The sequence below is a fragment of the Pseudomonas sp. TKO26 genome (assembly GCF_003225665.1).
GTDB classification, from domain to species: Bacteria; Pseudomonadota; Gammaproteobacteria; order Pseudomonadales; family Pseudomonadaceae; genus Aquipseudomonas; species Aquipseudomonas saponiphila.
The window spans coordinates 111,248-137,672 of sequence record NZ_QKLN01000006.1 but is presented as its reverse complement, the minus strand read 5'-3'; the positions used below and the strand labels follow the sequence as shown (position 1 = coordinate 137,672).

Genomic DNA, 26,425 nt, shown 5'->3' with positions numbered 1-26,425 from the left:
GTGTTGATGAGAGCCAGGCCATGAAGCAGAAAAGCTTGCCCCCGCTGAACTGGCTGCGCGCCTTCGAAGTGTCCGCCCGCTGCCTGAACTTCACCCACGCCGCCGAGGAGCTGTTCCTCACCCAGGGGGCGGTGAGCCAGCAGATCCGCCAGCTGGAAAGCCACCTCGGGGTGGCGCTGTTCAAGCGCCTGCCCCGGGGCCTGGACCTGACCGAGGAGGGACGCTCCTACCTGCCGGTGGTGCAGGACGCCATCACCCGGCTGGCGGTGGGCACCAACGAGATTTTCGGCCAGCACCAGCACCGGCCGATCAAGGTGCGCGGCAGCCTGGCGTTCTTCGTCCACTGGCTGGCGCCCAAGCTGGCGGATTTCCAGCAGGGCCATCCGCTGGTGGATATCCGCTACATCAGCAACATCTGGGTCAAGGAACTGGATGGCGAGGACGACCTGGAAATCCGCTGGGGCCGCGGTCACTGGCCGGGGCTGGTGGCCCAGCGCCTGACCTGGGACAGCCTGTTCCCGGTCTGCGCCCCGGCCTTGCTGGCGCGCCTGCCGCTGCAGGTGCCGGACGATCTGGCCCGCCATCAACTGCTGCATGTGCTGGGCTATGAAGAGGGCTGGGGCTACTGGCTTGAACGGGCCGGCGCCAGCCGCGTGGACTCGTCCCGGGGCATGCAGTTCGACACCCTGATCTCGACCCTGCGCATGGCCGAGCTGGGGCAGGGCGTGGCCCTGGCCCGTTCCTCGATGGTCGCCGACATGCTGGCCGACGGGCGTCTGCTGGAGCCCTTCGAGCAGCGTATCGAGGCCAGCGAATCCTTTTACCTGGTGCGCGGCGCCGATGCCGAGCAACACCCCGATGCGCTGAAGTTTTCCACCTGGCTGGTGGAGCAGGCCCATCGCTACAAATGACTGGCCGGAGCCAAGCATGCGCTATGTGAGTACCCGCAGTGCCGCCGAACAGGTGGATTTTGCAACCGTGGTCCTGTCCGGCGTGGCCGCCGACGGCGGGCTTTATGTGCCGCAGCGGCTGCCGTGTTTCAGCCCCCAGGAAATCGCCAACTGGTCGACCCTGGATTACCCCGAACTGGCCTTTCGCGTGCTCAGCCCCTTTGTCGGCGACAGCCTGCCCGAGGCCGACTTCAAGGCGCTGCTGCACAAGGCCTACAGCGGTTTTGGCCATCGCGCGGTGGCGCCCCTGCGGCAGATCGATCGCAACGAATGGCTGCTGGAGCTGTTTCATGGCCCCAGCGGTTCGGCCAAGGACTTTGCCGCGCGCCTGCAGGCCCAGCTGGTGAGCTACTTTCTCCAGCGCCGGCAGCGTCGCGGGGTGCTGGTGGGCGCCAGCAACGGCGACACCGGGCTGGCGGCGATCGACGCCTTCAAGGACTGCCCGCAGACCCAGGTGCTGGTGTTCTATCCGCAAAACGCAGTGCCCGAGCAGCAGGGGCGGCAGTTGCAGGCGGCGCATCACCCGGGGTTGTGGCGCTTTGCGGTGCAGGGCAGTTTCGACGACTGCCAGACCCTGGTCAGCCGCCTGCTGCGCCAGTGGCCGTTGCCCGAGCACGAGGCCATCGGCTTCAACTCCAGCAACTGGGTGGGGGTCATGGCCCAGCTGGTGCTGTATTTCCATGCCGTGCTGCAACTGGGCGGCGGCCAGCGGCCCATCGGGTTCAGCGTGCCGGCGGCGAGTTTCGCCGAGGTCTATGCCGGTTACATCGTGCAGAAGATGGGCCTGCCGATCACCCAGATGATTGTCGCCACCAATAGCAATGACGCGCTGCATCAGCTGTTCCTGAAGAACCGCTACTCCCGCGGGCAGGCCCGCCAGAGCCTGTCGCCGGCTATGGACCTGTCGCTGTTCGCCAACCTCGAACGCCTGGTCTGGGAGCTGTATGGCCAGGACCCGCAGGCGGTGGCGGCGCTGATGCGCGGGTTCGAGGACAGCGGCGAGATGAGCCTGAACAACGAGGCCTGGCTGCAGGCGCGGATGATCATCGACTCCTATTCGGTGAGCGACGAAGAGACCGGCAAGGAGATCGTCAGCCTGTATCGGGACACCGGCTACGTCATCGATCCCCATGCCGCCACCGGGGTTCTGGCGGCGCGCCTGTACCGCCGCAGCCTGGTGGCGCCGATGGTCACCCTGGGGGAAATCGCCCCGGCCAAGTCGGCACGGCTGCTGGGTGAGCTGGGCATTCCCGGAGTGGTCCCGCCAGCGGTGGCCGCCCCCTCGACGCAGCAATGGCAGACCCTGGCGGCGGATGATTTTGCCGCGCTGCTGCATAGCCTGAAGGCACTGTGATGGACCGGTTCAAGGGGGCTGCATGAAGCGGATTCTCGATCCTCTGGACGAGCGCATCCTGGCCGAGCTGAGCGTCAATGCCCGGGCGGCCCACGCCGAGCTGGCGGCCAAGGTCAACCTGTCGCGCAACGCCGTGCGCCAGCGCATCGAACGCCTGGAGCGCGACGGCGCGATCCAGGGCTACACCATTCGCGTGGGCGAGGGGCGCGGGGCGGACACCCGGATCAATGCGCTGATCTTCGTCTACCGCTACGACCGCATGCGTGGCGCCGAGGTGTTGCAGGCCTTGCGGGCCATGCCGGAGATCGTCCAGTGCGAAGTGCTCAGCGGCGAGTTCGACGTGCTGGTGCGGGTCAGCGCCGCCACCGCGGAGCGGGTGCACCGGGTATGGAACGACATCGCCGCCTTGCCGGGGGTGGAAAATACCGTGACTTCCTTTGTCTTGTCGTCGGTGAGCTAGGGCGCGTCCGGCTGCTTGAAAAAGCCAACCAGTGTTGGCTTTTTTGTCTTGAAATCCTTCCTGAAGATTCAGAAGCGTCTGATGTGTCGCTTACCGGGGCAATCCTAATATCGGCACCCGCTGCAGGGCCTGGTTTCTCGAGGAGATATGCAGTTTGTCGGGGTGTTGAGTGCTTATTTGACGCCAAGATAGTGGCACATTAACATCGCTCGCCCTGTCATGACCCTTGCTGCCCTTTCGAAGGATCGAGTATGTCCATCTCCACCCTCAGGACGAGGCTGTGCTGTGTGCTGTCCTGCCTGCTGCTGGTCGGCACTTTGCACATGGCGATTGCCGCCCCCTTGCCCGCACCGACCTTCAACCCCGGCGACCAGTACCTGATCCACGACCTGCAGAATCGCCTGCTGGAAGAACAGCAGCAGCGTCTCAAAGAGCTCAACGACCTGCCTGTGGCAAGCACCTCGCCGCCAGCCTGGCCTTCGCCCACTCCCTCGAACGGCCAGATGCCCTGAGTGAGCGGGAAGCATCGATCTATTTCCGTTTGGACCTGTTCCTCTAATTCCGCTTTTTGCCTGAGATTCTCGACATGGACGTTCGCCAATTTGCCTTCCTGGCCCGCCAGCCTTCGGCTGCCCTGCAACCGCGTGACACCTTCTGGGGCCCGTATCGGAGAGCTAGTCGCTACCAAGCTGTTCCCGAACAAATCCGTTGATCAACTGACAGAGGCCGAAAGGCAGCAGATATCGGCGCTGTCGACGTTGGCTGGTGGTCTGTTGGGCTGCTTGGCTGGCGGCGATCTAGCCAACGCGGTGGCAGGTGGAGAAACCGCCAAGAATGCTGCCGAGAACAACGCCATGGGCATGGATGTTGGCACTAACCTCGCGCTTTGGTTATCCAATAACAAAGAGTGTGACATCGAGTGCAAAGGCAAGATTGCGCAGCAAGGAGCTGGCGGTGGTCTGGTACTTTCTGCTGCTATGTTAGTGGCTTTAACCGCCACTGCAGCGACTCCTGAAGTCATTGCTCTTGCCCGTGCTTCCATGGCTGGTTGCAAGGCTAATCCGGTGCTGTGCGTCAACGAAGTCAATATTTGGTTAGCCGAATTTGTGGCGAGTGAGGCACTACCAGCCGGATTGGTCGCCGGTGGAGCGGCCAAATTGACAGCGGAGCAACTCAGCGACGTCCGAGCGCTGATGGAGCTGCAAAAGCAGACTGGGAAACAGGTGAGCTCTGAGGCGTTGTCTGTTGCTTTGGGGAAAACAACTGGCAAACCTGATGCTCCTACACTGGCCGGAAAGGGGGGGAGTATTGATGGTTTATCGACCTCAGAAAAAACTTTAGGTGGCGCGGGCGGTAATTGGAAAGTTATAGATGAGGTGGTGGATCCTTCTGTAGTTAAGCAAGTTAATAGTCTTAGTTGCGGACAGGCCTGTGTTGCAATGATGCTTGGGGATCGAAAAATTAATGCTTCTCAAAGTGTTATTTCAGAACTTGTAGGTGACGGGGAAACTTATGAGACATAGTTGGCATCTGTACTGAATAAACTAGACTCTTCTGGCTCTCGTAAGTGGGTTGGGTCTGGTGTTGATGCGGACGATATTGGGACTTTTCATGGGTTGAGTTCAACAGGGGCGTGGGCTGCTCAGCTTTGGGAAAGAGGTAGTAAAATTGGGCATTGGGTTGTGGTAGATGGCTTGGATAGCGGCGGGCGTGTGATGATTCGTGATCCGTGGAAAGGAACTAGCTACAAAATGGATATGAAAGAATTTCAAAGGACGTGGAATGGTTATTCAATCTGGGGGGCAGTAGATTATGAAATTAATGGTTATTGGTTGTGAGGCAAAAGATAAAGGAGTGTATTCGTTTTTTTTAAAATATGGAGAGCAGTCTTTTTTAGATGAAGTAAAGGTGTGTCAAGGTGTCGTGTTATCTGTTGAGTATGGTTTAGATCTTCAGGAGGTATTGCATAAAAATGCAGAGAGTGTGAAAAGTATGCATCGATTGGTGTTTGAGATTTATCGTGGGGAGGATGTGACTTTCCCTTTTTATGTCGGTGATTTTTAGTTAGGCTGAGGGGGGAATTAAAGTTGCGAATGATGCCGCAGGCATCAAAGCGCCAATTGACCCCAAGCAGCTGGCTGCTTGTTACCAGTCACAAGAATGCTCATGCAATATCGGTACATGGAGGAAGCGTTACAGATGGAGAACTGATTTAACGTGCAAAATCGGCGATTAAGCCGGTTGCAAATGTAGGGCCTTCCGTACCGCCGCTCTCGTCAGCTTTTCATAGCGATGATTTGTTAGTAGTTGCGGGTCAAGCGGTGCGAAACAACGGAGCTTTGCAAAAGGCAATCGCACAAGATCTTGGGAAAAGTGTAGTAAGGATTACTGTGGCGGGCGTTGGAGATCTTGGTGCTGATCTTGGTCGTGGATTCAAACGGGTCTACAGCTCAGGCAACCTTGTAAAGAACAAAGATACTTTCGGGGCTCCGGAAAGGGTGGGTAACCTGAGAAGTGTTGAGGGGGTTTATATGCTGAACTCTAAAAACAACGTATGAATCGCCCCGAGTTTCGTGGAGGCCTCAACTCTTGAGAAGATGAGGCTATGAAAAAGACCACGACCTACTCCCCTGAAATCCGTGAACGTGCCGTGCGCATGGTTCTGGAGCACCTGAACGATTACTCCTCCGAGTGGGCAGCCATTGAGGCCATTGCGCCGAAGATCGGCTGTGTTCCGCAAACGCTGCATGGCTGGATTCGTCGCCACCAGACTGATGCCGGTCAACGTCCTGGGCCAACCAGCGAAGAGCGTGAACGCATCAAGACCCTGGAGCACGAGAACTGCGAACTGCGTAAGGCAAACGAGATCCTGCGCCTGGCCAGTGCGTATTTTGCCCAGGCGGAGCTCGACCGCCGCACCAAGTCCTGAGGACATTTGTCGATCAGCATCGTGACCGTCTCGGGGTCGAGTCGATCTGCCGCGTCTTGCAGATCGCCCCGTCCGGTTACCGCAGGCATGCGGCCCAACTTCGTAACCCAGCACTGCGCGACGACACATTGATCCCGGAAATCCAGCGAGTGTGGTATGCCAACATGCAGTGCTATGGCGCGGTGAAGGTCTGGTAGCAGTTGCGGCGAGAAAGCATTGAGGTCGCCAGATGCACGGTGGAGCGCTTAATGCGTCGGGCCGGATTGCAGGGCATCAGACGTGGCCAGATTGTGCGGACAACGGTGGCTGGCGACAAGGCCCTTTGCCCGCTGGATCGTGTCCGGCGTCAGTTCCATGCCGACCGCCCAAGCCAGCTGTGGGTGTCGGACTTCACCTATGTGTCGACCTGGCAGGGCTGGCTGTACGTGGCGTTCGTGATCGACGTCTTAGCACGCCGTATCGTCGGCTGGCGAGTCAGTACCAGCATGAAGACCGACTTCGTACTGGATGCCCTGGAACAAGCCCTGTATGCCCGTCAGTCACATCGTATGGGTGGTCTGATTCACCACAGCGACCGTGGCAGCCAGTACGTCTCGATTCGTTACGCCGAGCGGCTGTCGGAGGCCGGCATCGAGCCTTCTGTTGGCAGCAAGGGCGACAGCTACGACAACGCCTTGGCTGAGAGCATCAACGGTCTGTACAAGGCTGAGTTGATTGACCGTCAGTCATGGAAGAGCCGCGAGGCTGTAGAAATGGCGCCCCTGAAATGGGTGCACTGGTACAACTACCAACGGTTGCTAAGTTCAATCGGCTATATCCCGCCTGCGGAGGCTGAGGCAAACTTCTACCAGCAACAAACAGGTCAGGCCATGGCGGCCTGACTTAAATGAAACAGCCTCCACAAAGGCCGGGGCGATTCAGTTTGAAGAACAATACATTGCTTAATCCTGATCGTAAGGAGGTTGTTTTGTTTGCGCCAAATATGTCAAGTTCGCAGCAGATAAAGACGTACGAGAAGTTAGGGGTAAAAGTGGTAAGTAACATGGAGCAACTTTTCGAGTATGCAGCGAACAAAGGTGGGTTTTGAGTATGAGTGATTCGGCCATGATTATTTCGTCTGAAATTGTAAGTACTGAGGAGTTTTGTAATTTTGTTAAGGGTGTAGGTGGTTATATCCCGCACTTGGGAGCTTCGCGTGGAGGAGTTGATAAGGGGGAGTCGAGTGTATGGCTGGGGCTGTTGGATGAAGATATGATTCATGAAATGTACAGTGACAGGGATGTCGCTGAGTGGGAGGCGAAGTTAGGGGCGGCACCGCAGATTATTGTGGAACTGCGCCTGGATCATAGTCCTCGCGCTAAGCTTCTCTACTTGTGGGTTGCTTTTGTTTTTGGAAAAAAATGGAACTCGATCTTGTATGATGTAAATGACGAGTTGCTTTCCTATGCTCAAGTGAGTGGTCGCTATCAAGAGTTTGGTGTGGAGTGGTAAGTTATAAATGCTGGCTGAGTGTATGTTTCAATAGAGTTGAGCTGGTTTGATTGTTGTGTGGTCTTTTTTAGTCTGAGGAAACATTGGCTATATATTGATGGTGTCCGCCGTAAGGAGTGTTCACGACCTGGATCAGGCGATTTTCCCTAAGGCGGTAGACTACTTGCTTGCCGGCGCCCCACTTTTTTATATGGCTGAGATACCTGGCGTAATAGGTTTGCCCAAGACCTATTACTGGCAGCCAGGAATGAACTCCATATATGGCGAGCACTCTCGCCTAAATGGGTGTCCGGTTTCATTGGACCACTACACTACCCCCCATGTTCCATGCCCGCTCACCTGGCTCCAGGCTTGAGCAAAATGCTCAGCAAATACAGCAAAACGGCATATTTCACTGCCCGGCCCGGGCCCCTAACCTTGTGTCCATCAGCTTTCAACCCGGATGGAACACAACAAAAATGACTGAATACAACATTGCCCTGGTGGGCTTCGGCGGGGTCAATCGGGCCCTGGCGCAACTGATTGCCGAGCGCAATCAGGCATGGAAAAAACAACTGGGCTTCAGCCTGAAAATCGTCGGCATCAGCGATCTGTTCCTCGGTTCCATCGTCGCTCCCCAGGGGCTGGATGCTGGTCTGCTGAGCAAGCTGCCGGCAACCAAAGGTGCCCTGGCGCAACTGCCGGGCGGCCAGGTGGAGGCGCTCAACGAGCAGGTGATCAAGGATTCCGGCGCCGACATCATCGCCGAGGCCACCTTCACCAATCCGGTGGACGGCGAGCCGGCCAGCACCTTCTGCCGCTGGGCTCTGGAGCAGGGTAAGCATGTGGTGACCACCAACAAGGGGCCGATCGCCCTGCACGGCGCCGAGCTCAAGGCCCTGGCCCAGCGCAATCAGGCGGCGTTCGAGTACGAAGGCGCGGTGATGAGCGGCACTCCGGTGATCCGCATGGCCAAGCAGTCCCTGGCGGGCAGCGAGCTGTCGGGTTTCGAGGGGATTCTCAATGGCACTTCCAACTTTGTGCTGACCCGCATGGACGCCGGCCTGGGCTTTGCCGAGGCGGTGGCCGAGGCCCAGGCCCTGGGCTATGCCGAGGCTGATCCGACGGCGGATGTCGAAGGTTTTGACGTGCGCTTGAAGGTGGTGATCCTGGCCAACGAACTGCTCGGTGCACAGCTGACCGTCAGCGACGTCAGTTGCCGCGGCATCTCCGGCCTGACGGCGGCGGACCTGGAGCAGGCTCGGGCCGAGGGCGCGCGCTGGAAGCTCATCGGGTCGGCCCAACGCCTGGCCGATGGCTCGCTGCAGGCCAGTGTCGAGCCGCGGCTGTTGCCCCTGGCCCATCCGCTGGCGGGGATTGGCGGGGCGATCAACGCGGTGTCGTTCAACACCGAACTGCTGGGCGCGGTGACGGTGTCCGGGCCGGGCGCCGGGCGCATCGAGACGGCCTTTGCCTTGCTCTCGGACATCATCCACATCCATCAGTCGCGCACCTGCCGCTAGGAGCCTCCCATGAACCTGTCACGCCTGGCGCCGGTCGCCGATTCGATTGACGTTTGCAGCCCCTTCGATGGTCGGCTGATCGGGAGCGTGCCACGCCTCGAGGCCGGTGCCGTGCCCTACCTGTTGCAGCAGGCCCGCCAGGGCGTCAGCGACTGCGCGGCGCTGCCGCGTTATCAGCGGGCACGGATTCTGGAGCGGGCGGCCTTGAACATCGAGCGCGATGCCGAGCACTTCGCCCGGCTGATCGTCGATGAAGCGGGCAAGACCCTGAAACAGGCGCAGAAGGAGGTCAAGCGCTGCGTCAACACCCTCAGGCTGTCGGCCGAGGAGGCCAAGCGCAATGCGGGCGAGGTGCTGCCCTTCGATGCTTATGAAGGTTCGGAAAACCGTCAGGGCTGGTTCTCCCGCGAACCTCTGGGACTGATCCTGGCGATCACCCCTTACAACGATCCGCTGAACCTGGTGGCGCACAAGCTGGGCCCGGCCATCGCCGGGGGCAACGGGGTGATCCTCAAGCCGTCGGAGCTGGCGCCGCTGTCGGCGATCAAGCTGTTGGACTACTTGCGCGATGCCGGGCTGCCGGCTTCGGTGGTGACCCTGGCCACCGGCGGCGCGGAGCTGGGCAAGGCCCTGCTGGCGGCCCGCGAGGTGCGGATGATTTCCTTCACCGGCGGCTTTGTCACCGGCGAGCAGATCGCCCGCAGCGCCGGCCTGAAGAAGCTGGCCATGGACCTGGGGGGCAACGCGCCGGTGATCGTCATGGCCGACTGCGACCTGGAGGCGACGGTGGAAAGCTGCGTGTCCGGCGCTTTTTGGGCGGCGGGGCAGAACTGCATCGGCACCCAGCGCCTGCTGGTCCAGGCCTCGATCTACGAGGCGTTTCGCGAGGCTTTTGTGCGCCTGGCCCGGGAGCAGGTCAGCGGCGACCCGTTGGCCGACAGCACGGATATCGGGCCGATGATCAGCCTGCAGGCGGCGCAGAACGCGCAGAAGGTCGTGGATGAAGCGCTGCAGCAGGGCGCGCGGCTGCTCTGCGGGCATCAGCGTCGGGGTTCCTGCTACGCCGCCACGGTGCTGGAGAATGTCGACCACGGCAGTCGGCTGTGGCAGGACGAGGTCTTTGCGCCGGTGGTGGTCTTGCAGCCGTTCGACGATCTGGATCAGGCCATCGCCTTGGCCAACCAGCCCGAATACAGCCTGCATGCGGGGATTTTCACCAACGATCTGCGCACCGCCATGGACGCTGCGCGGCGGATCGAGGCAGGCGGGGTGATGATCAACGATTCGTCCGATTACCGTTTCGATGCCATGCCGTTTGGCGGTTTCAAGTACGGCAGCCTGGGCCGCGAAGGGGTGCGTTTCGCCTATGAGGAAATGACCCAGCCCAAGGTGGTGTGCCTCAACCGCCTGAGCTGAGGTCGATTGCAGCAACACGACAGGTCGTCGGGCACCGGGCAGGTTTGGTCACCTGCCCGGTGTTTTTTTTTGGCCACGGTGCGGCGTCCAGGCCCGGGGAGCGTTGTTCAGTCGTGCAGCAGGGTCGAGCCGTACTGGTTGAAGCTATTGCCCAGGGCAGTGTTGCCATTGGGGTTCAGATTGCTCACGCCACCGCCAAGCCGGCACTTGTCCGAATAGCAGCTGTGGGTTGTCGCACTGGAGCAGGCGCCCAGCAGAAGGGTGGCGCTGACCAGCAGCACCTTGAGGCAGCTCAACTTCATTTTCAGCATCTCCAGACCAGAACCACGGATCGATCCAAGTAGGACGTCATCTTACTCTGTTACATACTGATACAGATTGCCAATGATGCCGGCCCGAAAAATACTTTTCGCAGCCGTCGGCTGCTTTTTTGCCCGGCGTGCCTCTTGTAGCCCATGGAATTGTTTCCCCGGGCGAGACCCGGTAGAAAGGCGCAACGCATTCAGAAAATAGATACCGGTATGAGCAACATCGAGAAACCCAATAGCCGCCTGTTCGACCTCGACTTGCTGCGAGCCATTGTCACGGTGGCCGATTGCGGCAGTTTCACCACGGCGGCCAGTCGCCTGCACTCGACCCAATCCACCGTCAGCCAGAAGATCCGCCGCCTGGAGGAAATGGCCGGGCATAGGCTGCTGGAACGCGGCAATCGCGACGTGCTGCCCACCGATGCCGGCGCCACGCTGCTGGGATATGCCCGGCGCCTGCTGGCGCTGAATGACGAGATGCTTGAGGCGCTGTCCGGCGCGACGGTGGCGCTGACGGTGCGGATCGGCGTGCCGGATGACTTTGCCGCCGGGCGCACCACCGAGCAGTTGGCCGCTTTCAACCGCCGCTATCCCCAGGTCAAGCTGGAAGTCACCAGCGGCATGAGTCGCGACCTGAGCGCCAGCTATGACCGCGGCGAACTCGACCTGGTGGTGCTCAAGCAACTGCGCAACAGCCGCGAGGCCCTCGGCTGCTGGCCGGAGAAGACCCGTTGGGTGGACAGCGCGAAAAACCCCTGCATCGACCTCGACCCGCTGCCTATCGTCACCTTCCCGCCGCGTGGGGTGTACCGCGATGAAATGATCAATGCCCTGGAGTCCATCGGACGGCGCTGGCACATCAGTTTCACCAGTTCCAGCCTCAGTGGCCTGCAGTCGGCGATTGCCGATGGCATGGGCATCGGCCTGCTGCCGTTGCGCGCGGTGACGGCGGGGCATCAGGTGCTGGCCCGCAGCACCGGGCTGCCATCGGTGGATGTGTTCGAGGTGGCGTTGCTGCACCGTCCGGCGGCGGATCCCATGGTCAAGGAGCTGGCCCGGGTATTGTCTCGGGTACTGGCCCAGGACACCCGGGGCTGAGCCTGTTTGGTATTTGATAAATGAATATGCCGGATTTTGGTATTTAATTTGTGCATGAAGGCGGCCCTGGATATCGTGGTGCCCAGCCGTGGTCCGCGCCGCGCTCCGTGGTGCGTCGACCCGCAGCTTTGTTCACCCCGGCGGCACTGCTGCACGGGGCAGCAAAACAACAATGAGGAGAGTCTCGATGTCCAAAACCACTTATTACGCACCCCACGGCGGGCACCCGGCGCAGACCGAAATGCTCACCGATCGTGCCATGTTCACCGAAGCCTACGCCGTGATCCCCAAGGGCGTGATGCGCGACATCGTCACCAGCCACCTGCCGCACTGGGACAACATGCGCATGTGGGTGATTGCCCGTCCGCTGTCGGGTTTTGCCGAAACCTTTTCCCAGTACATCGTTGAAGTCGGCGCCAATGGCGGCAGCGACAAGCCCGAGCAGGACCCCAACGCCGAAGCGGTGCTGTTCGTCGTCGAAGGCGAAGTCAACCTGACCCTGAAGGGCCAGGAGCACGTCCTCAAGCCCGGCGGTTACGCCTTCATCCCGCCGGCGGCTGATTGGAAGCTGCGCAACACCAGCGGCACCGAGGCGCGTTTCCACTGGATCCGCAAGCATTACCAGAAAGTCGACGGCGTGCCGTACCCGGACGCGTTCGTCACCAACGAGCAGGACATCGAACCACGTGTGATGCCGGACACCGACGGTCGCTGGAGCACCACCCGTTTCGTCGACATGAGCGACATGCGCCACGACATGCACGTCAACATCGTCAACTTCGAGCCGGGCGGCGTGATTCCCTTCGCCGAGACTCATGTCATGGAACACGGCCTGTATGTGCTGGAAGGCAAGGCGGTGTATCGCCTGAACCAGGACTGGGTCGAGGTCGAGGCCGGCGACTTCATGTGGCTGCGCGCGTTCTGCCCGCAGGCCTGCTACTCCGGTGGCCCGGGTCGCTTCCGCTACCTGCTGTACAAGGATGTGAACCGCCAGATGCGCCTGACCCTCAACGCGCCGCATTGATCCAACGACAGGGCAGGGGCGCTTAAGGCCTCTGCATGGCTGGATGGCCAATCACGAGAACCGGCGACCATTCGCCGGTTTTCTTTTTTCTGCGGGCTGCGCCCGCCGGGAATATTCAGCGCCGCAACAGGCCTCATCTTTGCCTTGCTCAATCCCCTTCACGTCCAGGATCGTTGCGGGCTTTCTGAAACCGGCAGCGATGCAAGAGCGAGCCTGGTTGCAGCGCCATCACATCTCGATGGTCGGCATGGTGCTCTTGCCGCAGCTGATGAGTTGCCCCGCGGTGACCTGGAGCCCATTGCTGGGTTTCGCGCTGTACCCGGCGAGGAAGCCTGCCATTACCAAGGCCGTGTATAGAATCGATTTTCTCAAGATCATGCCGGTGCCCGCTGAAGGGTGGATGGGGGCGTGTGCAGCACTGATCCCTGTTCCGGGAAAAGGTTCCTGATGAGCCGGCGTAACGGATAGCAGTCGCCGCTAGCTACAGGACTTTGCTGGTTGGACCAGGAGCATTCCTCTTTTGTCGAAACGTTCTTCGATCACCTCCTAACCCCAGCCGGTGCCACAGAGACCGAATACCGTGGCGGGTTTCAGGTACTGGGCATTGACCGCGTTACCCGTGGAGGTCTGCGGGCCTGGCGTGGCGGAGCGTCGATGACTGGAGGGGGGCGGGAAGCGCAGTGGCGAAGGCCGCGAGAACAAGGTTTGGAAGAGGGCGCTGTGGACAGTCTTCGGGTCTCGCAACTGCTGCGGACCCGAAGGGCTTGTAGCTTACTTAGATGCGGTGAATCTGCGTGATGTGCGGCTTGCCGTTAATGGGCGCGTAGATTTCAACGATCGCTTGCCAGCTGCTGGACGAGCCCGGTAGCGTTGCTTTGGTCTGGTAGCGATAGTTGGTGCCATTGACTACCTGGGTCGAAACCAGTTCGGGTGTGTAGTTAACACCTACGAACCCGGCCAAGGCCTCTTTGAAGACTTCCTGATCCTTTGGGGTCAGTTTGTGGTAAGCGGTCCATCCACCAACAAGATGTTCTTGAGCAGTCATGAATTAAATCTCCATATTTAAATTCCTACTCGTCTGGCTTTTCGGATTTCGCCCCGTCTATTGAATGGTTTCCGGAATCCATTTCCTGAATGGTTTTCCTAGCATCCCTACTCCTATTTACTGTGAACCCGGGTGCTTGGGAAAACACCGATACGAGCCTACTGCCGGCCCGGGGGAGTGTAGATCAGGAACAAGGAGGATCAAGGCAGGGAAGGGGAAGGGGGAGGGGACTAGCCAAGTCCAAAGATTGATGCCGAGGCGGACTTTAGGCTCTGCGAAGCAAGTGAGGTGAGCCCCTTGGTTGCTACGACGAGGAAGCTAGGAGCGAGCGTGTAGCCACTGGAGTCCTTTCCTCAGGCTCATGTATTTCATAGGCCGAGACTTTAATGCTGACTGACAGCAAGGGCGTGACAGCCAGAGCTTTCCATGGGGCCATTCCTGATTGCTTCCCCGCTGCCTGGTAAGCGGACGCAACCATGGCAGGGAGAAACGAAGGCAGAAACGAGACGTCCGCCTTGAACCATGTAAGGTTCCCAAAGGGTGGGCGAAGATACCGGGCGGCATACAACCTTCGATACCTACAGGTAAATGAGAATGTCAGAGTCTGCAGAAAGAATAAGTGAGATATTGCAAGCTTTTCATCGTTTTGAAGACGGGTTGCTATTGTCATTTGAATTTAATTACGTGCCAGGAGAGAAACTTGCAGCGCAGGTTTTATTTCATGCAAGAGATCATCGGGCTGATGGCAATGTGTGGAAGAAGGTTAAAGTAGTTGTCAATGGTGTTGAGGAGTTGAGTGCGAAAGTTAGAGGCTATCAATTTAATTCAATTTGTTCAGGGGTTCGGTTGTTGAAGTTTGGTGATTATTGGTGTGTCGATATTGATGGGAATTACGCTTTGGATGCTGATCCAGCATCGGTTGATGAAATACGACAGGATGGAGATCTGTATATTATTGGTCGTGATATTGAGGTTTATGAGTTTGAGGGCTGATCTGAAAAAAATGAATTTTCAATTGCCTGAATCAAGCGTCGAGTGGCGACGCTAAACCTGGGCTCTGTACGAGGAGCCTAGGTCAGATTCAACCCGCCGTCCGAAAGGAGTATCTCGCCGGTCAAGTAGTCCGACTCGACCAGCATCACCACAGCATGGGCGATGTCGCCTGGGCTGGCAGCCCTGCGCATAGGGGCGCGAGTTCGCCACACCTCTTGGGCATCGGCCCACTCTGCGGTCATGGGCGTGTCGACCAGGCCTGGCGCCACAGCGTTTACGCGAATGTCCGGCCCCAGCGATAACGCGAGCAAGCGGGTCATGTGATTAAGCGCGGCTTTGCTCACCGCATAGGGAATCGATGCGCCTTTAGGACGGATACCGGCATGCGAACTGATGTTGACGACACAACCGGCTCGCCGGTGACGGGCGGCGTCGCGCAATGCCGACTCGGTCAATGTGACGAGGTGGAACGGTGCCACGACGTTCACCTCGTTAAGTTCGTGCCACACCATCGAGTTGGCCGAGGCAAGGTCGCCGTGGGGAATGACTCTGCTAATGCCAGCGTTATTGATCAATACGTCGAGTTGCCCCCACGCGGCGATCGCCTCGTTGACAAGCCTGACCCTGTCCGCTTCGACAGCAAGATCGGCTTGTACGTAAACAGCTTGCTTCATTTCAGCAGCCATGGCGCGTCCCGTATCCGCAGAACTTCGCGAATGGAGCACTACTGCATAACCTGCCTGGCTTAGTGCACGCGCAATGGCTGCACCGATACCGGAAGTGGATCCTGTAACCAACGCGACGCGTAATCCGTTATCGATTGTCGGATTGGAGTTCATATGGACTTCTCTGATGGGTTGCTGGAAAACCGTCACCCTAGTGTCAAACGGGCAAGTTCGGCGTCAGGTGGTGACGATGGGCATCGAGGCAATTGGGCGTAACCAGTAATGCGCCTTGTTCATCAGCGTCTACTTCCCTGAGGGCTGAGTAGAGCGTCGTATGATAAGGGCTACCGATTCCGAGTCCAGCATCCTGTCCGTTGGGCAGGTTGTCGGAGCCCTAAATGCGCAAAGGTGGGGCAGGCTTGCCGCTGAAGGCGACGACTGTTAAAAAGCCGGCCCAAAGTGTCGCCAAGGACTGCAATCAATGTTTCTGCTAGTGATGGTTCTCTCGCTCTGGGCGGAGGACCCCGCCTATGTCGTTAACGAAAAAAACTGCACATTCGGGCATTTTATTGAGCTACCGAAGGACGACAGACAGGCGCGACTGATCAAGGCGTGCATCTATCGAATGAGAGGTGAAACCCCACCCATTTTTGAACGCGCGCAGGCCAATCCTGTTCGGCCACTGACAGAACTCATGAAGGCGCCGGCTGAATTACGCTAACGCGGCTTCGCTTACCGTCCGTTGGAGTTTCTTCGTCCGGTCACTTGGGATGAAGAACTTTCGATGAAAGTAAGTGTTTCCAGTGTTGGGCTTCACTCGTTCACATTTCAAGTCGAGGGTTATGTAGCGCCAGATGTCATGGCATTTACTTCTAGCCTTACGCACGTTTGCGTCTCGCCGGTTACCAGAGAAGTGATTGAGGTTCCCGGGCAACTGAGGGCGCTACTCCTGTCTTGAGAGCTGTAGTTGCCTGGACAGGGCCCAGCGCGATCTGCTGTCCAACGGCTCAGCCATGGCCAAAGCCCTTGATTACAGTTCCATCGACAACAATCAGGTCGAGAGCCAGATACGACCATGGGCACTCTGAAGTTCGAACTGGTTGTCTGCCGGGGCTTTGCGCAGAGGCAGGCGGGCGACGGCGATCATGAGCCCGGTCCAGTCGGCGCGCATGAATGGGCATGATCCATATGCTTGTTTGAAGGACGTCCTCGCGCGCCTGCCGACACATCGGCCGAGTGAGTTCGATTGGTTGTTGCCGTATAAGTGGCAAGCGATTTAATCACGCAAGGCGTGATGCCACGACGTATGACCGCTTTCTCGAAACTATAGTGTTCGACATCGCTGATTTACCAAGGAGCATTAGGCGTTTAGCTAACGCAGATGCAAAAAGGAGGCATCATGCCATTTCGATACGGCAACCCATTACGCAGTCTGCTCCATCGTCGGCACAGCCCCCGTCACAGGGCTGAAGGTAAGGCGATTTTCACCTGCGTCGGCAGGGCTCTATCGTCGGGGTATGCCGTCGTCATTGCCTTGTCCATCGGTAGCGCACATGCCGCGCATGGTGAGGGTGCCTCCCTCGACGTGGCGCCAGAGCATGCCCCGTTGGAACAGCAAAATTCGGCATTGCAGGTCACGCCTTATATTTGGGCTGCCCGCCTGGATGGTCGCGTTTCGCCATTCCAGCGAGGCCCAACAATTAGCGTCGAGAAGCCGTTCTCTGACGTGGTGGATGATCTGAACTTTGGTGGCTTCATAAATATTTGGGGACGCTACGAGCGCTTCGTTCTCTCGGGCGACATCATGTATGTCGATACGACAGATATCCATGATGTCGGCCCGCTGCCTGCATTCTCGATTCCCGGCCTTGGTGTAATACCGCCGGGAGGCAACATCGATGCGAAGGTCGACACGAAACAATTCACCGCAACACTCATGGGCGGCTACCGGGTCATCGATGCACCTGGGTTCAGCCTCGATGCCCTGGCCGGTGCCCGCGTTTGGCACATCTCCAACAGGGTGAAGGTTACCGGGAGCCTTGGCGGCCTAAGCAAGTCTGTCAGCTATCACGAAAGCTTTGGCTGGGTCGACCCGCTGGTCGGCCTGCGTGCGTTCCTTCCCATCACGCAAAAGCTCTCCGTTCAGGGGCAGGCCGATATCGGTGGGTTTGGTGCAGGCTCCGACTTCACATGGTCGACCCTGGTTACCGTCAATTATGCTTTCAGAGACAACCTTTCCACCTCCGTAGGCTATAAGTTGCTCGACGTCGATTACGATTACAACGGCCATGTCTACGACACGCGCCTCAGCGGCCCGGCACTCGGAATGACCTATCGGTTTTGATCAGCAAAGGCTTCGCACAGCCGTTCCAAGGATTGGTACTCACTATGTCTAAATTCGTACTCACGCTCGCCACCTTAACTGCAGCCGTCGCTCTGCTGGGCGCCGAAGTCCAGGCCTGTACAAGGGCTGTTTATCATGGCCCTGACGGCAGGAATATCACCGGCCGCAATATGGACTTCAAGGACGCCATGGTTAGCAACTTCTGGGTCTTCCCTCGCGGGATGAAGCGCAATGGAGCCGCCGGTTCGCGCTCACTTGAATGGACATCGAAATTCGGCAGCCTGGCCGTGTCTGGCTATGACATTTCGACGGTAGACGGCATGAATGAAGCCGGCCTCAATGCCAGCCTGCTTTGGCTCAACGCCACAGAGTTTCCCAAGGACGACGGGAAGACGCCTCGCATGTCGCTCTCGATCTGGGCACAGTTCTATCTTGATCAATTCGCGACGGTGTCAGAGGCGGTCGAATATACGCGCAGCCATCCCGTGCAGGTCGTAAGTGGTGAAGTACCCGGTCGACCCGGCAGCCTAGCGCCGCTGCATTTGACGCTCTCCGATGCTTCTGGCGACAGTGCTGTACTGGAGTGGATCGGCGGGAAGCTGAGCATTCATCATGATCGCAAGTATCAAGTAGTGACGAACGACCCACCCTACGACAGTCAACTCGCTAACCAGAAATATTGGAGCGCGGTAGACCCTCTCAGTTTCCTTCCCGGTAGTGGCCGCTCCGAAGACCGTTACCTACGCGCCGGTTTTTACATTAATGCAGTGACCCAAAGCGACGATCCCCGGATCTCCGCCGCCGCAGTGTTCAGCGTTATTCGCAACGCTTCGGTACCCTACGGCGTAAGCCTTCCTGAATCACCGAACCTTTCCACGACCCGCTGGCGTGTGGTGGCTGACCAGAAAGGCATGCTTTTCTATGGTGAGTCGGCAACTTCACCCAACATTTTCTGGGTGGATCTGAAGAAGCTCGATTTCTCTGAAGGTGCACCTGTCCGCAAACTCGACCTCGGTGTGGACATGGACCGTATTCTTACCGGGGAGGCATCAGGCCAATTCGTTACGGAAAAGCCGTTCGACTTTATGGCCGTTGAATGAACCTCAGCCAAGACTCGTAGTATTTCGAAAGCGAGTGATGCCTGCTCTGAAGATGCGCTACGATCCGCGGTCCATTGGAAGGAGGTCAAAAGGAATGATCGGTCGTTTAGCTGTGTGCGCTCTTCTGGCTGCGCAAGTGGTGCCTGCACTCGCGGCAAAGGATGAAGTCGAGTATTTGATCCCGGAGGACTGGGATTCGAAAAAAGACGAGGCTAAGCCTGCCGGCGGCTTGCCACTGACTTCGAAGGAACTTGAGTCTGGAATGAAAAAGAGATTCAAGGAGGTTCCGCAGTGTTCAGGCGTTGCGTTTGGTAAGGCCCAAGCCATGAAGAATGATGAGGTGATTTACCAAACCTTGAGCTTGAAGGGGGCACAACTGGAGATGTTTGTTGAAATCAACAGTGCTGGAAAGGTAGGTAATGCCAAGTTCCTGGGTAGCAAGGGAGCAAAGGACGATCCCGAACTTCGTCTCATGATGTGCTCGACCTACGCCGTTATGCGCACTTTGCAGCCTGAACTGGAGTCGTCTGAAGCTGCTCTGAAAAGCTCCTCCCAAGCGTGGACTTTGTCAAAGCAAAAGCCATTTGAAATGGTCTTCTATTTCAACAAGATCAAAACCCAGTACGTGCCCTTTGAGATGAACGTCTACTGAAGTTTGCGGCTCGGTTGAAAAGTAAATCCAGCGGACTCTGGGTTTCTTCGGCTTTTAGATTCTGGAGAGTTATCGGTGTTACAGACGTTGTGGATGTTGCTCAATTGGGAGGTTTGGGAATCACTTGCAATAACTTCTATCCCATTTCAGCTGTTTGTCTGGGTTGGGGTTATGGTCACAATGCTGATCATTCGTTTCCGTGGCCGCATTCCGATCTTTTGGGCAAATCTGTTGGCGGGCGGGGTTGCGGGTGTGGCAGCTACGCTGGTTTGTATGATGGCGGCACCTTATGCGCTTGATTACGAGGCTTACCGCGAGGGCGTTCGGCAGTTGGAGGCTCAGGAGCGCTTACAGCGAGAACGGGAGTCGCCAAGTGTTAATGCGCTGCCTGCTGAGTTTGAAGGAGGTGGAACCGGACTGGACGTCATGAAGCTTTTTGGGGCACTGATTTCATACAAAGCTAATTCCAAACAGCACCAAGAGAGTGACCAGCAACAGGAAGAAAAGGAATTCTTACAGACTCAAAAAACATTGCAGACTGTTGAAGTTCAATTTGTAAGCAATCCTGAGAATGCTCTTGGAGAGGTTTCAGATTTTTCAGGACGGCGATAACAGTTTTTCAAAAGAGCCTCGCACAAGCGGGGCTTTTTTATGCCTGGAATATCCCACATGAAATTAAACCCTGTTGTTGCTCAGTTGCGGGCGACCTGTCCGACCTTTGCCCATCGGGTCACGGGCGGCATTGATTGGGATGCTGTGGCGGAAAGCGCGAAGTTGGATTTGCCTGCCGCCTACGTGATCGCATCCGCCGATGCGGCAGACGATAACCAGGCGCAGAACACGGTGGTTCAGCGAATCACGGACCAGTTCGCCGTTGTCGTTGTTCTTGAGGCCACGGACGAACGAGGGCAGGAAGCCAACGACCTGTTGCACGACATCAGGGCCGAGTTGTGGCGTTCGCTGATTGGCTGGAAACCGGCGCCCGAGTACACGCCCCTGGAGTATGGCAAGGGCGCCTTGCTCCACATCAGCCGCGCTCGGGTTGTGTATCAGATGACCTTCGTCGCGGCCTTCCAGCTTGGCCGCAATCTTCCCCAGGGGCCTGCCGAAACTTGGGCCGAGCTGGCGGCGGATGGCCTAGTGCCGTTTGAGGGGGCGACGTTCAACATGGACTGCATCGATCCGGCGGATCCCAACCTGCGCCAGCCCGGCCCGGATGGGCGCATTGAAGTCAAATTTTCAGGAGACGCAACACCATGACCCAGCGCATCACAGTGGTACCGGCCCCGGGCCGTGCAGTGCCTGACCCAGAAGCCGGCGATCTGTTGTCGGCTGAGGGGCGGGAAGTTCCGGATAACGCCTGGTGGCGCCGCCGTTTGTTGGATGACGACGTGACGCTCAAGCCAACCAAACCCGCCAAGGCCGTCGCCGCGGCGACTAAAGAGGGGCCGAAGTAATGGCTATTGGATTCAGTAACATCCCCGCGGATATCCGCGTTCCGCTGTTCTATGCGGAAATGGACAACTCCGCAGCAAATACCGCGGCCTCGGCCATGCGCCGCTTGATCGTCGCCCAGGTGAACGACAACGCACCCAGCGAAGGTGCTGGCAAGCTGGTGCTGGTGCCCAGCGTGGCATTGGCGAAAAGCATCGGCGGCCAAGGGTCGATGCTTGCTGCGATGTACGACACTTGGCGCAAGGCCGATCCCGTCGGCGAGATCTGGTGTTTGCCGCTGCTGAGCACTGAGGGGGTCAAGGCGGCAGCCAAGGTCACTCTGTCCGGCACTGCCACCGAGGCTGGTCTGTTGAGCCTGTATGTCGGCGGTGTTCGTGTTCAGGCCACCGTCACAGCGGCAGCAACTGCCGCGGTGGCTGCCTCGGCACTTGCGGTAAAAATCAACGCAGCTGCAGATCTGCCAGTGACTGCGGCTGCTACTGCCGGTGTCGTGACGCTGACCTGTAAATGGTCGGGCGAGAGCGGCAACGACATCAGCATCGTCCTGAACCGCCTGGGCAAGACCAATGGCGAGTTTACCCCGGCGGGGTTGACCGTTGAGCTGACCCAGATGCTGGGCGGTGCGGGTGTTCCAGATCAGGTAGACGCCATTGCCGCGTTGGGTGATGAGCCCTTCGAATTTATCTGTGTGCCCTGGTCCGATACCACAACGCTGAATCAGTGGCAGGCGGTCATGGATGACAATGTGGGGCGTTGGAGCTGGGCCAAGCAGTTGTTCGGTCATGTGTACAGCGCGAAGCGTGGCACTGTCGGTACCCTGGTGGCCGCTGGTCAGGCGCGCAACGATCAGCACATCACCATCCAGGCCCTGGAAAACGGTGTGCCGCAGCCGGTGTGGGTCCAGGCCGCGGCTCTGGCGGCACGAACGTCAGTCTTCATTTCTGCCGATGCCAGTCGCCCCACTCAAAGCGGTTCGCTGCCGGGCCTGGATCCGGCCCCGGCCAGTGAGCGTTTCACCCTCACTGAGCGTCAGTCGCTGCTGAGCTATGGGATCGCCACGGCGTACTACGAGGGGGGCTATGTGCGCATTCAGCGCTCGATCACCACCTACCAGAAGAACGCCTACGGCCAGGCGGATAACTCCTACCTGGACAGCGAAACCATGCATCAGTCGGCATTCATCATCCGCCGGATGCAAAGCGTGATCACCAGTAAATATGGGCGCCACAAGCTGGCGAACGACGGTACCCGGTTCGGCGCCGGCCAGCCGATTGTCACGCCGAGCACTATCCGCGGTGAGTTGATTGCCCAGTACGCCAAGCTGGAGCTGGAAGGGCACGTGGAGAACGCCGAGCTGTTTGCCGAGCACCTGGTGGTCGAGCGTGATTCGCGTGACCCGAGCCGCGTAAACGTCCTGTTCCCGCCGGACTACATCAACGGCCTGCGCATCTTCGCGCTGCTCAATCAGTTCCGTCTGCAGTACGACGCGGCGGCGTAACGGAGCCATTGCACCTACAGCCCGCCATGAGCGGGCTTTTTCATTCGGGAGAAGACCATGGGTCAATTAGTTGCGGGTACCACCTACGTCAAAGTTGACGGGGCTCAGTTCACGGTCACCGGTGGGGCTGAGGCACCTTTGATGGCGGTGAAGCGAGAAACGGTCGCACCGGGTTTCTATAAGGAAGAAGACCTGCCGGCGTACCTGAAGATGACGGCCATCTTGGCCCCGGATTTGGACTTCAAGAAGATCGCCAACGGGCGTGACATGACGGTCACCTGCGAGTTCAAGAACGGCAAGGTGTACGTATTGGCGGGGGCCTATCTGGTCGGTGAGCCCTCCTACAAGGGTGACGACGGCACCGCCGAATTCGAGTTCAACGGCATCAAGGGGACCTGGCAATGAGTCAAGCAATCAAGCTGCAGGCGCCGATTGAGGCCCACGGTGAAACGCTGGTCGAGCTGACCCTGCGCCGCCCGACGGTGCAGGAGGTGCGGGCCATCAAGGCGCTGCCCTACAAGATCGACAAAAGCGAAGAGGTCGGCCTCGACATGGATGTCGCCGCCAAATATATCGCGGTGTGTGCAGGTATCCCGCCTTCGTCGGTCAATCAGTTGGACCTGGTCGATCTGAACGCTTTGAGTTGGGCGGTGGCCGGTTTTTTCATGACTGCGGCGTCCACGCCGTCGCCGACCTGATCGCACTGGCCTACGACCTGGCCTGGTTCTGGAAGATCGATCCCGAACAGATGATGGCCAGGCCCCTGGACCTCATTCTTGAATCGCTGAGCCACGCCCAGCGGATAAACCAATCCCAGCAGGTGCAGTGATGGCGGATAAGTTCCAGCTCAAGGCGTTGATTACGGGCGTTGACAAGCTGTCGCCAACGCTCACTGGGATCCGCAAGAACGTCGCGGGCTTTCGCAAACAGATGGAAAGCTCCGGCCTGGGCAAGATTGGCTTTCGGGATCTGCTGCAGGGCGGGGCATTCGCCGCGCCCTTTGTTGCTGGGGCGAAGGCGGCCATCGACTTTGAGTCGTCCATGGCGGACGTGCGCAAGGTGGTGGATTTCGACACCCCGGAACAGTTCAAGCAGATGGGCCAGGATGTGCTCGGGATGTCTGAGCGGATGCCGATGGCGGCGAGCGGCATTGCCGCGATTGTTGCTGCAGGCGGGCAGGCCGGCTTTGCTCGGGAAGAGCTGAAGCAGTTTGCTGAAGACGCGGTAAAGATGGGGGTAGCCTTTGACCAGACCGCCGACCAGTCCGGCGACATGATGGCCAAGTGGCGAACCTCTTTCAAAATGACTCAGCCGGAAGTGGTAGCCCTGGCCGACAAGATCAACTACCTGAGCAACACAGGGCCTTCATCGGCGCAGCAGGTCGCGGAAATCGTGACCCGCATTGGCGCGCTGGGTGGCATCGCGGGGCTTTCCTCGGGTCAGATCGCTGCCATGGGTGCCACCCTGGCGGGGGTGGGTGTGCCGAGTGAAGTTGCCGCAACAGGGATGAAGAACTTCATGCTCGCCCTGACCAAGGGCGGCGCGGCAACCAAGCAGCAATCCCAGGCGTTCAAGTCGTTGCGCCTCGATGTGAAGCAAGTAGCCAAGGGCATGCAGAAAGACGCCCAGGGCACGATTCAGGACGTTCTTGATCGCATCGCGAAGGTTGATCCAGCAAAGCAGGCTGGCTTGCTCACGCAGCTTTTCGGCACAGAGTCGGTGTCGGCGATTGCGCCCATGCTGACCAATCTGGATTTGCTGAAAACCAGCTTTGCTGCGGTAGGGAAAGAGGGCAAGTTCGCTGGCTCGATGCAGCTTGAGTATGAGACGCGATCCAAGACGACCGCCAACGCCCTGCTGCTCATGCAAAACAAGGTGACCCGTTTGGGTATTGAGATCGGCAGCGTACTGTTGCCGCCGCTCAATGATGTCCTGACCACCATCGGCCCGCTGATTTCTCAAGTGTCCGCCCTGGCGGCGGAGCACCCCGAGGTGATCAAGGGCGTTCTCGGGGCCGGTATTGCCTTTGGCGTCCTTCGCTTGGCGGTGTTGGCCAGTACGGTGGCCATGAAGGTGTTCGGCGCCGTGACGTCCATTTCTCCCGTGGGGCTGATCGTGCGGGGTATCGCGTTGGCGGCGGGGTTGTTGATCGCCAACTGGTCAACCGTCGGGCCTTACTTCCAGGCACTGTGGGAGAAGATCAAGGGGCCGGCGATGGTGTTGTGGGGCTGGTTTAAACAAGCCTTCGCCTTCACTCCGCTGGGCTTGGTGATCGAAAACTGGGGGCCGCTGACTGAGTTCTTCAAGGCCATCTGGGGTGTGTTGGTTGCGATCTCTGGCCCGGCCTGGGATCTCATAAAGCACATGTTCGACTGGTCCCCGTTGGGGATCATCATCAAGAACTGGGAGCCAATCACCGCTTGGTTCAAGGGGGTGTGGGAAAAAATCAAACCCATCATTGAGCCGATCCTGAACTTCATGGGCGCGGGGGAGGGTGGCGACGGAATCATCAAGTCCGCGACGGACAAGGCCAACGCCTTCGCTGAAGAACAGCGCAAGCGCAATGCGGGGGAGGGGGGCGGTACCGGTGACTTCCTGCGCTCGGACGCTGCAAAGGTCATGCAAGAGCGGCAATCGTTCTTGAACAAGACCCAGGGCGGAGCCAGTGCCGGCGATCTGTTGCGGGCGCCGGGCCAGGTTCCGCCGCCGGGTAGCCTGCTGCAGCAGACTGCCGCAGCCAACGCCCAAAGCCTGAAGGGCCAGATCGATATCAACCTCAACGGCGCGCCGCCCGGATCCACGGTCGAAGAGTCGAAGAGCAACCAGCGCGGCCTGAACATCAAGCCGAACGTTGGGCGGCGCACTGTCGGCGCAGAGAGGTAGCAGAATGGAAAGGACATGGCGCGACGAACTGCTGCCGGCGTCATTCAGGGGCATCAGCTTTCTGGTTGACCGGGCCGCGGTGCTGGTGGGCATGAAAGGCCAGTTGCACGAATTCCCCCAGCGGGATGATCCGTATTTTGAGCAGTTGGGCCGGCAGTCGCAGGTTCACGCCCTGACAGTGTGGATCATCGGTGACGACTGTTTCGAGCGGCGTGACAAGTTTCTTGAGGCAGTCCAGACCCGGGGCGCTGGCGAGCTGGTGCACCCCTGGCTCGGGCGAATGCAGGTCAAGGCCGGCGAATGTGAGATGAACCACAGCCGGCGCGAGGGTGGCCTGGTCGCCTTCGACGTGGTGTTTTATCCGGATAAGCCGCTGCAATTCCCGGTGGCCCGAGTCAACACCCAGCAGCAGGTGGTCAAGTCGTCGGAAGGTCTGCTGGACTCCGCGCTGGCCCGGTACAAGGCGGCTATGGCGAAAGTTGATCAGGCCCGCCTGGGCATTATCGGTTTGCGCAATAGCTTGTCGAGCGTCTACAGCGTGATTCAGCAGCAGTTCGCGCCGCTGGTAGGGCTGTTCACGAACCTCAGTGGTTTTGTGCAGTCGCTGATCAATTCGCCCGGAGCGCTGGGGGCGCTGTTCTCCAGCTACTTCAGCGACTTCACCGGCCTGGACTTCTCAAGCCCTGGATCCAGTTATCGCGGTTCCATTGCTTCGGCGACGCAGCACAGCGAAGCGGTGACGGGCATCAACACGGTGAGCCAGGCCGCAGGGGCTGACACGAACGCAGCCGCACAGGCTACGGCTGATCTGGTGCAGGACGCTCTGCTGGTACAGGTGGCGCTGATCGTCAGTGAGATGCCGGTGGCGAGTCAGCCAGTATCGAACGACTCCACCCCATCGGTTGATCAGCAGGCTGTGCAGCCGGTTGAACGGCCCGAGGTACCTGTGGCGGATGATGTCATTGAACTGCGGGACAGCCTGAGCGAGGCGATTTATGAGGCCTCCCTCAAGGCCGACCCGCAGCACTATCAGGCCCTGACCAACCTTCGCCAGACGCTGGTGAAGCACCTGACCGCCGTCGCCCAGTCTGGCGTGCGCCTGGTGGAGATCACCCCCGCCGAAGCGCTGCCGGCCCTGGTGCTGGCTTACCGGCGCTTCGGCGACGCCACGCGGGCGGGGGAGGTTGTGCAGCGCAACCGCATTCAGCACCCCGGCTTTGTGCCGCCGGTCCCGCTCAAGATCGCTCGGGAGTAACCC

29 protein-coding genes, 3 pseudogenes and 1 other annotated feature are annotated in these 26,425 nt (G+C 58.9%); of the genes and pseudogenes, 29 read left to right on the top strand and 3 right to left on the bottom strand.

All coding sequences use genetic code 11. The annotated features are described in order from the left end of the window. The first annotated feature begins 20 nt into the window (after positions 1–20). The 11 genes and pseudogenes from DNK59_RS11320 to DNK59_RS11275 all read left to right on the top strand — a co-directional run bounded on the left by DNK59_RS11320 (position 21) and on the right by DNK59_RS11275 (position 10,102). The gene (locus DNK59_RS11320) at positions 21–911 is read left to right on the top strand and encodes a LysR substrate-binding domain-containing protein (protein ID WP_092313272.1); all 891 of its coding nucleotides are present in this window, start codon (positions 21–23) and stop codon (positions 909–911) included. A 16-nt stretch (positions 912–927) separates the two neighbouring features. Further along, a complete protein-coding gene (gene thrC / locus DNK59_RS11315; protein ID WP_110723245.1) occupies positions 928–2,304 on the top strand; it encodes a threonine synthase in 1,377 nt (458 codons plus the stop codon). A 22-nt stretch (positions 2,305–2,326) separates the two neighbouring features. Beyond that, positions 2,327–2,764 (top strand): Lrp/AsnC family transcriptional regulator, encoded by a 438-nt coding sequence (locus DNK59_RS11310; RefSeq protein ID WP_060840062.1) that lies wholly within the window; start codon positions 2,327–2,329, stop codon positions 2,762–2,764. A gap of 251 nt (positions 2,765–3,015) precedes the next feature. Continuing rightward, positions 3,016–3,276 carry a hypothetical protein gene (locus tag DNK59_RS11305; RefSeq protein ID WP_110723244.1) on the top strand — a complete coding sequence of 87 codons (261 nt, stop codon included), beginning with the start codon at positions 3,016–3,018 and terminating at the stop codon, positions 3,274–3,276. 132 nt (positions 3,277–3,408) lie between these two features. Beyond that, a complete protein-coding gene (locus tag DNK59_RS11300) occupies positions 3,409–4,287 on the top strand; it encodes a VENN motif pre-toxin domain-containing protein (protein WP_371920277.1) in 879 nt (292 codons plus the stop codon). Beyond that, the gene (locus DNK59_RS11295; RefSeq protein WP_110723242.1) at positions 4,288–4,602 is read left to right on the top strand and encodes a papain-like cysteine protease family protein; all 315 of its coding nucleotides are present in this window, start codon (positions 4,288–4,290) and stop codon (positions 4,600–4,602) included. Continuing rightward, positions 4,577–4,828: a hypothetical protein gene (locus tag DNK59_RS31645; RefSeq protein WP_146249903.1), complete on the top strand. Its 252-nt coding sequence runs from the start codon at positions 4,577–4,579 to the stop codon at positions 4,826–4,828. Before DNK59_RS11295 ends, DNK59_RS31645 begins: the two co-directional genes overlap by 26 nt. 541 nt (positions 4,829–5,369) lie before the next feature. Beyond that, positions 5,370–6,574, top strand: a pseudogene (locus DNK59_RS11290) (IS3 family transposase). After that, positions 5,648–5,764, top strand: a sequence feature (AL1L pseudoknot). It overlaps the preceding pseudogene by 117 nt. 208 nt (positions 6,575–6,782) lie before the next feature. After that, positions 6,783–7,184, top strand: a complete 402-nt coding sequence (locus tag DNK59_RS11285) for a hypothetical protein (protein WP_110723241.1) — start codon at positions 6,783–6,785, stop codon at positions 7,182–7,184. A gap of 458 nt (positions 7,185–7,642) precedes the next feature. Beyond that, the gene (locus DNK59_RS11280) at positions 7,643–8,686 is read left to right on the top strand and encodes a homoserine dehydrogenase (RefSeq protein ID WP_092313278.1); all 1,044 of its coding nucleotides are present in this window, start codon (positions 7,643–7,645) and stop codon (positions 8,684–8,686) included. A 9-nt stretch (positions 8,687–8,695) separates the two neighbouring features. After that, complete coding sequence (locus DNK59_RS11275; RefSeq protein WP_110723240.1) at positions 8,696–10,102, top strand: aldehyde dehydrogenase family protein; 1,407 nt, start codon at positions 8,696–8,698, stop codon at positions 10,100–10,102. A 107-nt stretch (positions 10,103–10,209) separates the two neighbouring features. On the opposite strand, the gene DNK59_RS11270 is transcribed toward DNK59_RS11275, so the two are convergent. Continuing rightward, entirely contained in the window at positions 10,210–10,404 is a 195-nt protein-coding gene (locus DNK59_RS11270; RefSeq protein WP_092313284.1) for a hypothetical protein, read from the bottom strand. Positions 10,405–10,623: 219 nt separating this feature from the next. Here DNK59_RS11270 and DNK59_RS11265 point away from each other — a divergent pair, with 219 nt between their 5' ends. The 3 genes from DNK59_RS11265 to DNK59_RS31805 all read left to right on the top strand — a co-directional run bounded on the left by DNK59_RS11265 (position 10,624) and on the right by DNK59_RS31805 (position 12,980). After that, complete coding sequence (locus DNK59_RS11265; RefSeq protein WP_092313287.1) at positions 10,624–11,508, top strand: LysR family transcriptional regulator; 885 nt, start codon at positions 10,624–10,626, stop codon at positions 11,506–11,508. 187 nt (positions 11,509–11,695) lie between these two features. Next, positions 11,696–12,532, top strand: a complete 837-nt coding sequence (locus DNK59_RS11260; RefSeq protein ID WP_092313290.1) for a bifunctional allantoicase/(S)-ureidoglycine aminohydrolase — start codon at positions 11,696–11,698, stop codon at positions 12,530–12,532. Positions 12,533–12,575: 43 nt separating this feature from the next. Continuing rightward, positions 12,576–12,980 carry a hypothetical protein gene (locus DNK59_RS31805; protein ID WP_158288751.1) on the top strand — a complete coding sequence of 135 codons (405 nt, stop codon included), beginning with the start codon at positions 12,576–12,578 and terminating at the stop codon, positions 12,978–12,980. 327 nt (positions 12,981–13,307) lie between these two features. On the opposite strand, the gene DNK59_RS11255 is transcribed toward DNK59_RS31805, so the two are convergent. Then, the gene (locus DNK59_RS11255) at positions 13,308–13,577 is read right to left on the bottom strand and encodes a hypothetical protein (protein WP_016963335.1); all 270 of its coding nucleotides are present in this window, start codon (positions 13,575–13,577) and stop codon (positions 13,308–13,310) included. 594 nt (positions 13,578–14,171) lie between these two features. Between DNK59_RS11255 and DNK59_RS31640 the strand changes: the two genes are divergently transcribed. After that, positions 14,172–14,570 (top strand): hypothetical protein, encoded by a 399-nt coding sequence (locus DNK59_RS31640; RefSeq protein ID WP_146249902.1) that lies wholly within the window; start codon positions 14,172–14,174, stop codon positions 14,568–14,570. Positions 14,571–14,647: 77 nt separating this feature from the next. Here DNK59_RS31640 and DNK59_RS11245 read toward each other — a convergent pair whose 3' ends face one another. After that, positions 14,648–15,409, bottom strand: a complete 762-nt coding sequence (locus DNK59_RS11245) for an SDR family NAD(P)-dependent oxidoreductase (protein WP_110723239.1) — start codon at positions 15,407–15,409, stop codon at positions 14,648–14,650. A gap of 307 nt (positions 15,410–15,716) precedes the next feature. Here DNK59_RS11245 and DNK59_RS11240 point away from each other — a divergent pair, with 307 nt between their 5' ends. From DNK59_RS11240 to DNK59_RS11170, 14 genes and pseudogenes are all read left to right on the top strand, one after another. Beyond that, positions 15,717–15,956 carry a hypothetical protein gene (locus DNK59_RS11240; protein ID WP_092313299.1) on the top strand — a complete coding sequence of 80 codons (240 nt, stop codon included), beginning with the start codon at positions 15,717–15,719 and terminating at the stop codon, positions 15,954–15,956. A gap of 21 nt (positions 15,957–15,977) precedes the next feature. Next, positions 15,978–16,193 (top strand): annotated as a pseudogene (locus DNK59_RS11235) (acyl-CoA thioesterase); the annotation flags it as partial. 22 nt (positions 16,194–16,215) lie between these two features. Beyond that, positions 16,216–16,515, top strand: a pseudogene (locus DNK59_RS11230) (transposase domain-containing protein); the annotation flags it as partial. Positions 16,516–16,634: 119 nt separating this feature from the next. After that, positions 16,635–17,579: a hypothetical protein gene (locus tag DNK59_RS11225; protein ID WP_218281272.1), complete on the top strand. Its 945-nt coding sequence runs from the start codon at positions 16,635–16,637 to the stop codon at positions 17,577–17,579. A gap of 44 nt (positions 17,580–17,623) precedes the next feature. After that, complete coding sequence (locus tag DNK59_RS11220) at positions 17,624–18,679, top strand: linear amide C-N hydrolase (protein WP_110723352.1); 1,056 nt, start codon at positions 17,624–17,626, stop codon at positions 18,677–18,679. Positions 18,680–18,773: 94 nt separating this feature from the next. Further along, entirely contained in the window at positions 18,774–19,331 is a 558-nt protein-coding gene (locus tag DNK59_RS11215) for a hypothetical protein (RefSeq protein WP_110723238.1), read from the top strand. 75 nt (positions 19,332–19,406) lie between these two features. Beyond that, entirely contained in the window at positions 19,407–19,943 is a 537-nt protein-coding gene (locus DNK59_RS11210) for a hypothetical protein (protein ID WP_110723237.1), read from the top strand. Positions 19,944–20,000: 57 nt separating this feature from the next. Beyond that, positions 20,001–20,591, top strand: coding sequence for a hypothetical protein (locus DNK59_RS11205; protein ID WP_110723236.1), 591 nt, complete (start codon positions 20,001–20,003; stop codon positions 20,589–20,591). Beyond that, on the top strand, positions 20,588–20,788 hold the full coding sequence (locus tag DNK59_RS11200; RefSeq protein ID WP_110723235.1) for a DUF2635 domain-containing protein: 201 nt from the start codon (positions 20,588–20,590) through the stop codon (positions 20,786–20,788). Before DNK59_RS11205 ends, DNK59_RS11200 begins: the two co-directional genes overlap by 4 nt. Beyond that, positions 20,788–22,284, top strand: coding sequence for a phage tail sheath subtilisin-like domain-containing protein (locus DNK59_RS11195; RefSeq protein ID WP_110723234.1), 1,497 nt, complete (start codon positions 20,788–20,790; stop codon positions 22,282–22,284). The genes DNK59_RS11200 and DNK59_RS11195 overlap by 1 nt, the downstream gene beginning before the upstream one ends. 57 nt (positions 22,285–22,341) lie before the next feature. Then, complete coding sequence (locus tag DNK59_RS11190; RefSeq protein WP_110723233.1) at positions 22,342–22,689, top strand: phage tail tube protein; 348 nt, start codon at positions 22,342–22,344, stop codon at positions 22,687–22,689. Then, entirely contained in the window at positions 22,686–22,982 is a 297-nt protein-coding gene (locus DNK59_RS11185; protein WP_110723232.1) for a phage tail assembly protein, read from the top strand. Before DNK59_RS11190 ends, DNK59_RS11185 begins: the two co-directional genes overlap by 4 nt. Positions 22,983–23,112: 130 nt before the next feature. Continuing rightward, positions 23,113–25,167 carry a phage tail tape measure protein gene (locus DNK59_RS11175; RefSeq protein ID WP_110723230.1) on the top strand — a complete coding sequence of 685 codons (2,055 nt, stop codon included), beginning with the start codon at positions 23,113–23,115 and terminating at the stop codon, positions 25,165–25,167. Positions 25,168–25,171: 4 nt separating this feature from the next. Further along, positions 25,172–26,422 carry a DNA circularization protein gene (locus DNK59_RS11170; RefSeq protein ID WP_110723229.1) on the top strand — a complete coding sequence of 417 codons (1,251 nt, stop codon included), beginning with the start codon at positions 25,172–25,174 and terminating at the stop codon, positions 26,420–26,422. Positions 26,423–26,425 lie beyond the last annotated feature (3 nt).

Bases quoted from the DNA above. Each gene is read 5' to 3' on its own strand.
- DNK59_RS11200 (WP_110723235.1), top strand. From the start codon at position 20,588: ATGACCCAGCGCATCACAGTGGTACCGGCCCCGGGCCGTGCAGTGCCT.
- DNK59_RS31640 (WP_146249902.1), top strand. From the start codon at position 14,172: ATGTCAGAGTCTGCAGAAAGAATAAGTGAGATATTGCAAGCTTTTCAT.
- DNK59_RS11275 (WP_110723240.1), top strand. From the start codon at position 8,696: ATGAACCTGTCACGCCTGGCGCCGGTCGCCGATTCGATTGACGTTTGC.
- DNK59_RS11220 (WP_110723352.1), top strand. From the start codon at position 17,624: ATGTCTAAATTCGTACTCACGCTCGCCACCTTAACTGCAGCCGTCGCT.
- DNK59_RS11195 (WP_110723234.1), top strand. From the start codon at position 20,788: ATGGCTATTGGATTCAGTAACATCCCCGCGGATATCCGCGTTCCGCTG.
- DNK59_RS11175 (WP_110723230.1), top strand. From the start codon at position 23,113: ATGGCGGATAAGTTCCAGCTCAAGGCGTTGATTACGGGCGTTGACAAG.
- DNK59_RS31645 (WP_146249903.1), top strand. From the start codon at position 4,577: ATGAAATTAATGGTTATTGGTTGTGAGGCAAAAGATAAAGGAGTGTAT.
- DNK59_RS11205 (WP_110723236.1), top strand. From the start codon at position 20,001: ATGAAATTAAACCCTGTTGTTGCTCAGTTGCGGGCGACCTGTCCGACC.
- DNK59_RS11320 (WP_092313272.1), top strand. From the start codon at position 21: ATGAAGCAGAAAAGCTTGCCCCCGCTGAACTGGCTGCGCGCCTTCGAA.
- thrC (WP_110723245.1), top strand. From the start codon at position 928: ATGCGCTATGTGAGTACCCGCAGTGCCGCCGAACAGGTGGATTTTGCA.
- DNK59_RS11285 (WP_110723241.1), top strand. From the start codon at position 6,783: ATGAGTGATTCGGCCATGATTATTTCGTCTGAAATTGTAAGTACTGAG.
- DNK59_RS11215 (WP_110723238.1), top strand. From the start codon at position 18,774: ATGATCGGTCGTTTAGCTGTGTGCGCTCTTCTGGCTGCGCAAGTGGTG.
- DNK59_RS11225 (WP_218281272.1), top strand. From the start codon at position 16,635: ATGCCATTTCGATACGGCAACCCATTACGCAGTCTGCTCCATCGTCGG.
- DNK59_RS11245 (WP_110723239.1), bottom strand. From the start codon at position 15,409: ATGAACTCCAATCCGACAATCGATAACGGATTACGCGTCGCGTTGGTT.
- DNK59_RS11280 (WP_092313278.1), top strand. From the start codon at position 7,643: ATGACTGAATACAACATTGCCCTGGTGGGCTTCGGCGGGGTCAATCGG.
- DNK59_RS11185 (WP_110723232.1), top strand. From the start codon at position 22,686: ATGAGTCAAGCAATCAAGCTGCAGGCGCCGATTGAGGCCCACGGTGAA.
- DNK59_RS11260 (WP_092313290.1), top strand. From the start codon at position 11,696: ATGTCCAAAACCACTTATTACGCACCCCACGGCGGGCACCCGGCGCAG.
- DNK59_RS11170 (WP_110723229.1), top strand. From the start codon at position 25,172: ATGGAAAGGACATGGCGCGACGAACTGCTGCCGGCGTCATTCAGGGGC.
- DNK59_RS11305 (WP_110723244.1), top strand. From the start codon at position 3,016: ATGTCCATCTCCACCCTCAGGACGAGGCTGTGCTGTGTGCTGTCCTGC.
- DNK59_RS11310 (WP_060840062.1), top strand. From the start codon at position 2,327: ATGAAGCGGATTCTCGATCCTCTGGACGAGCGCATCCTGGCCGAGCTG.
- DNK59_RS11265 (WP_092313287.1), top strand. From the start codon at position 10,624: ATGAGCAACATCGAGAAACCCAATAGCCGCCTGTTCGACCTCGACTTG.
- DNK59_RS11270 (WP_092313284.1), bottom strand. From the start codon at position 10,404: ATGAAGTTGAGCTGCCTCAAGGTGCTGCTGGTCAGCGCCACCCTTCTG.
- DNK59_RS11190 (WP_110723233.1), top strand. From the start codon at position 22,342: ATGGGTCAATTAGTTGCGGGTACCACCTACGTCAAAGTTGACGGGGCT.
- DNK59_RS11240 (WP_092313299.1), top strand. From the start codon at position 15,717: ATGTTTCTGCTAGTGATGGTTCTCTCGCTCTGGGCGGAGGACCCCGCC.
- DNK59_RS31805 (WP_158288751.1), top strand. From the start codon at position 12,576: ATGGCCAATCACGAGAACCGGCGACCATTCGCCGGTTTTCTTTTTTCT.
- DNK59_RS11255 (WP_016963335.1), bottom strand. From the start codon at position 13,577: ATGACTGCTCAAGAACATCTTGTTGGTGGATGGACCGCTTACCACAAA.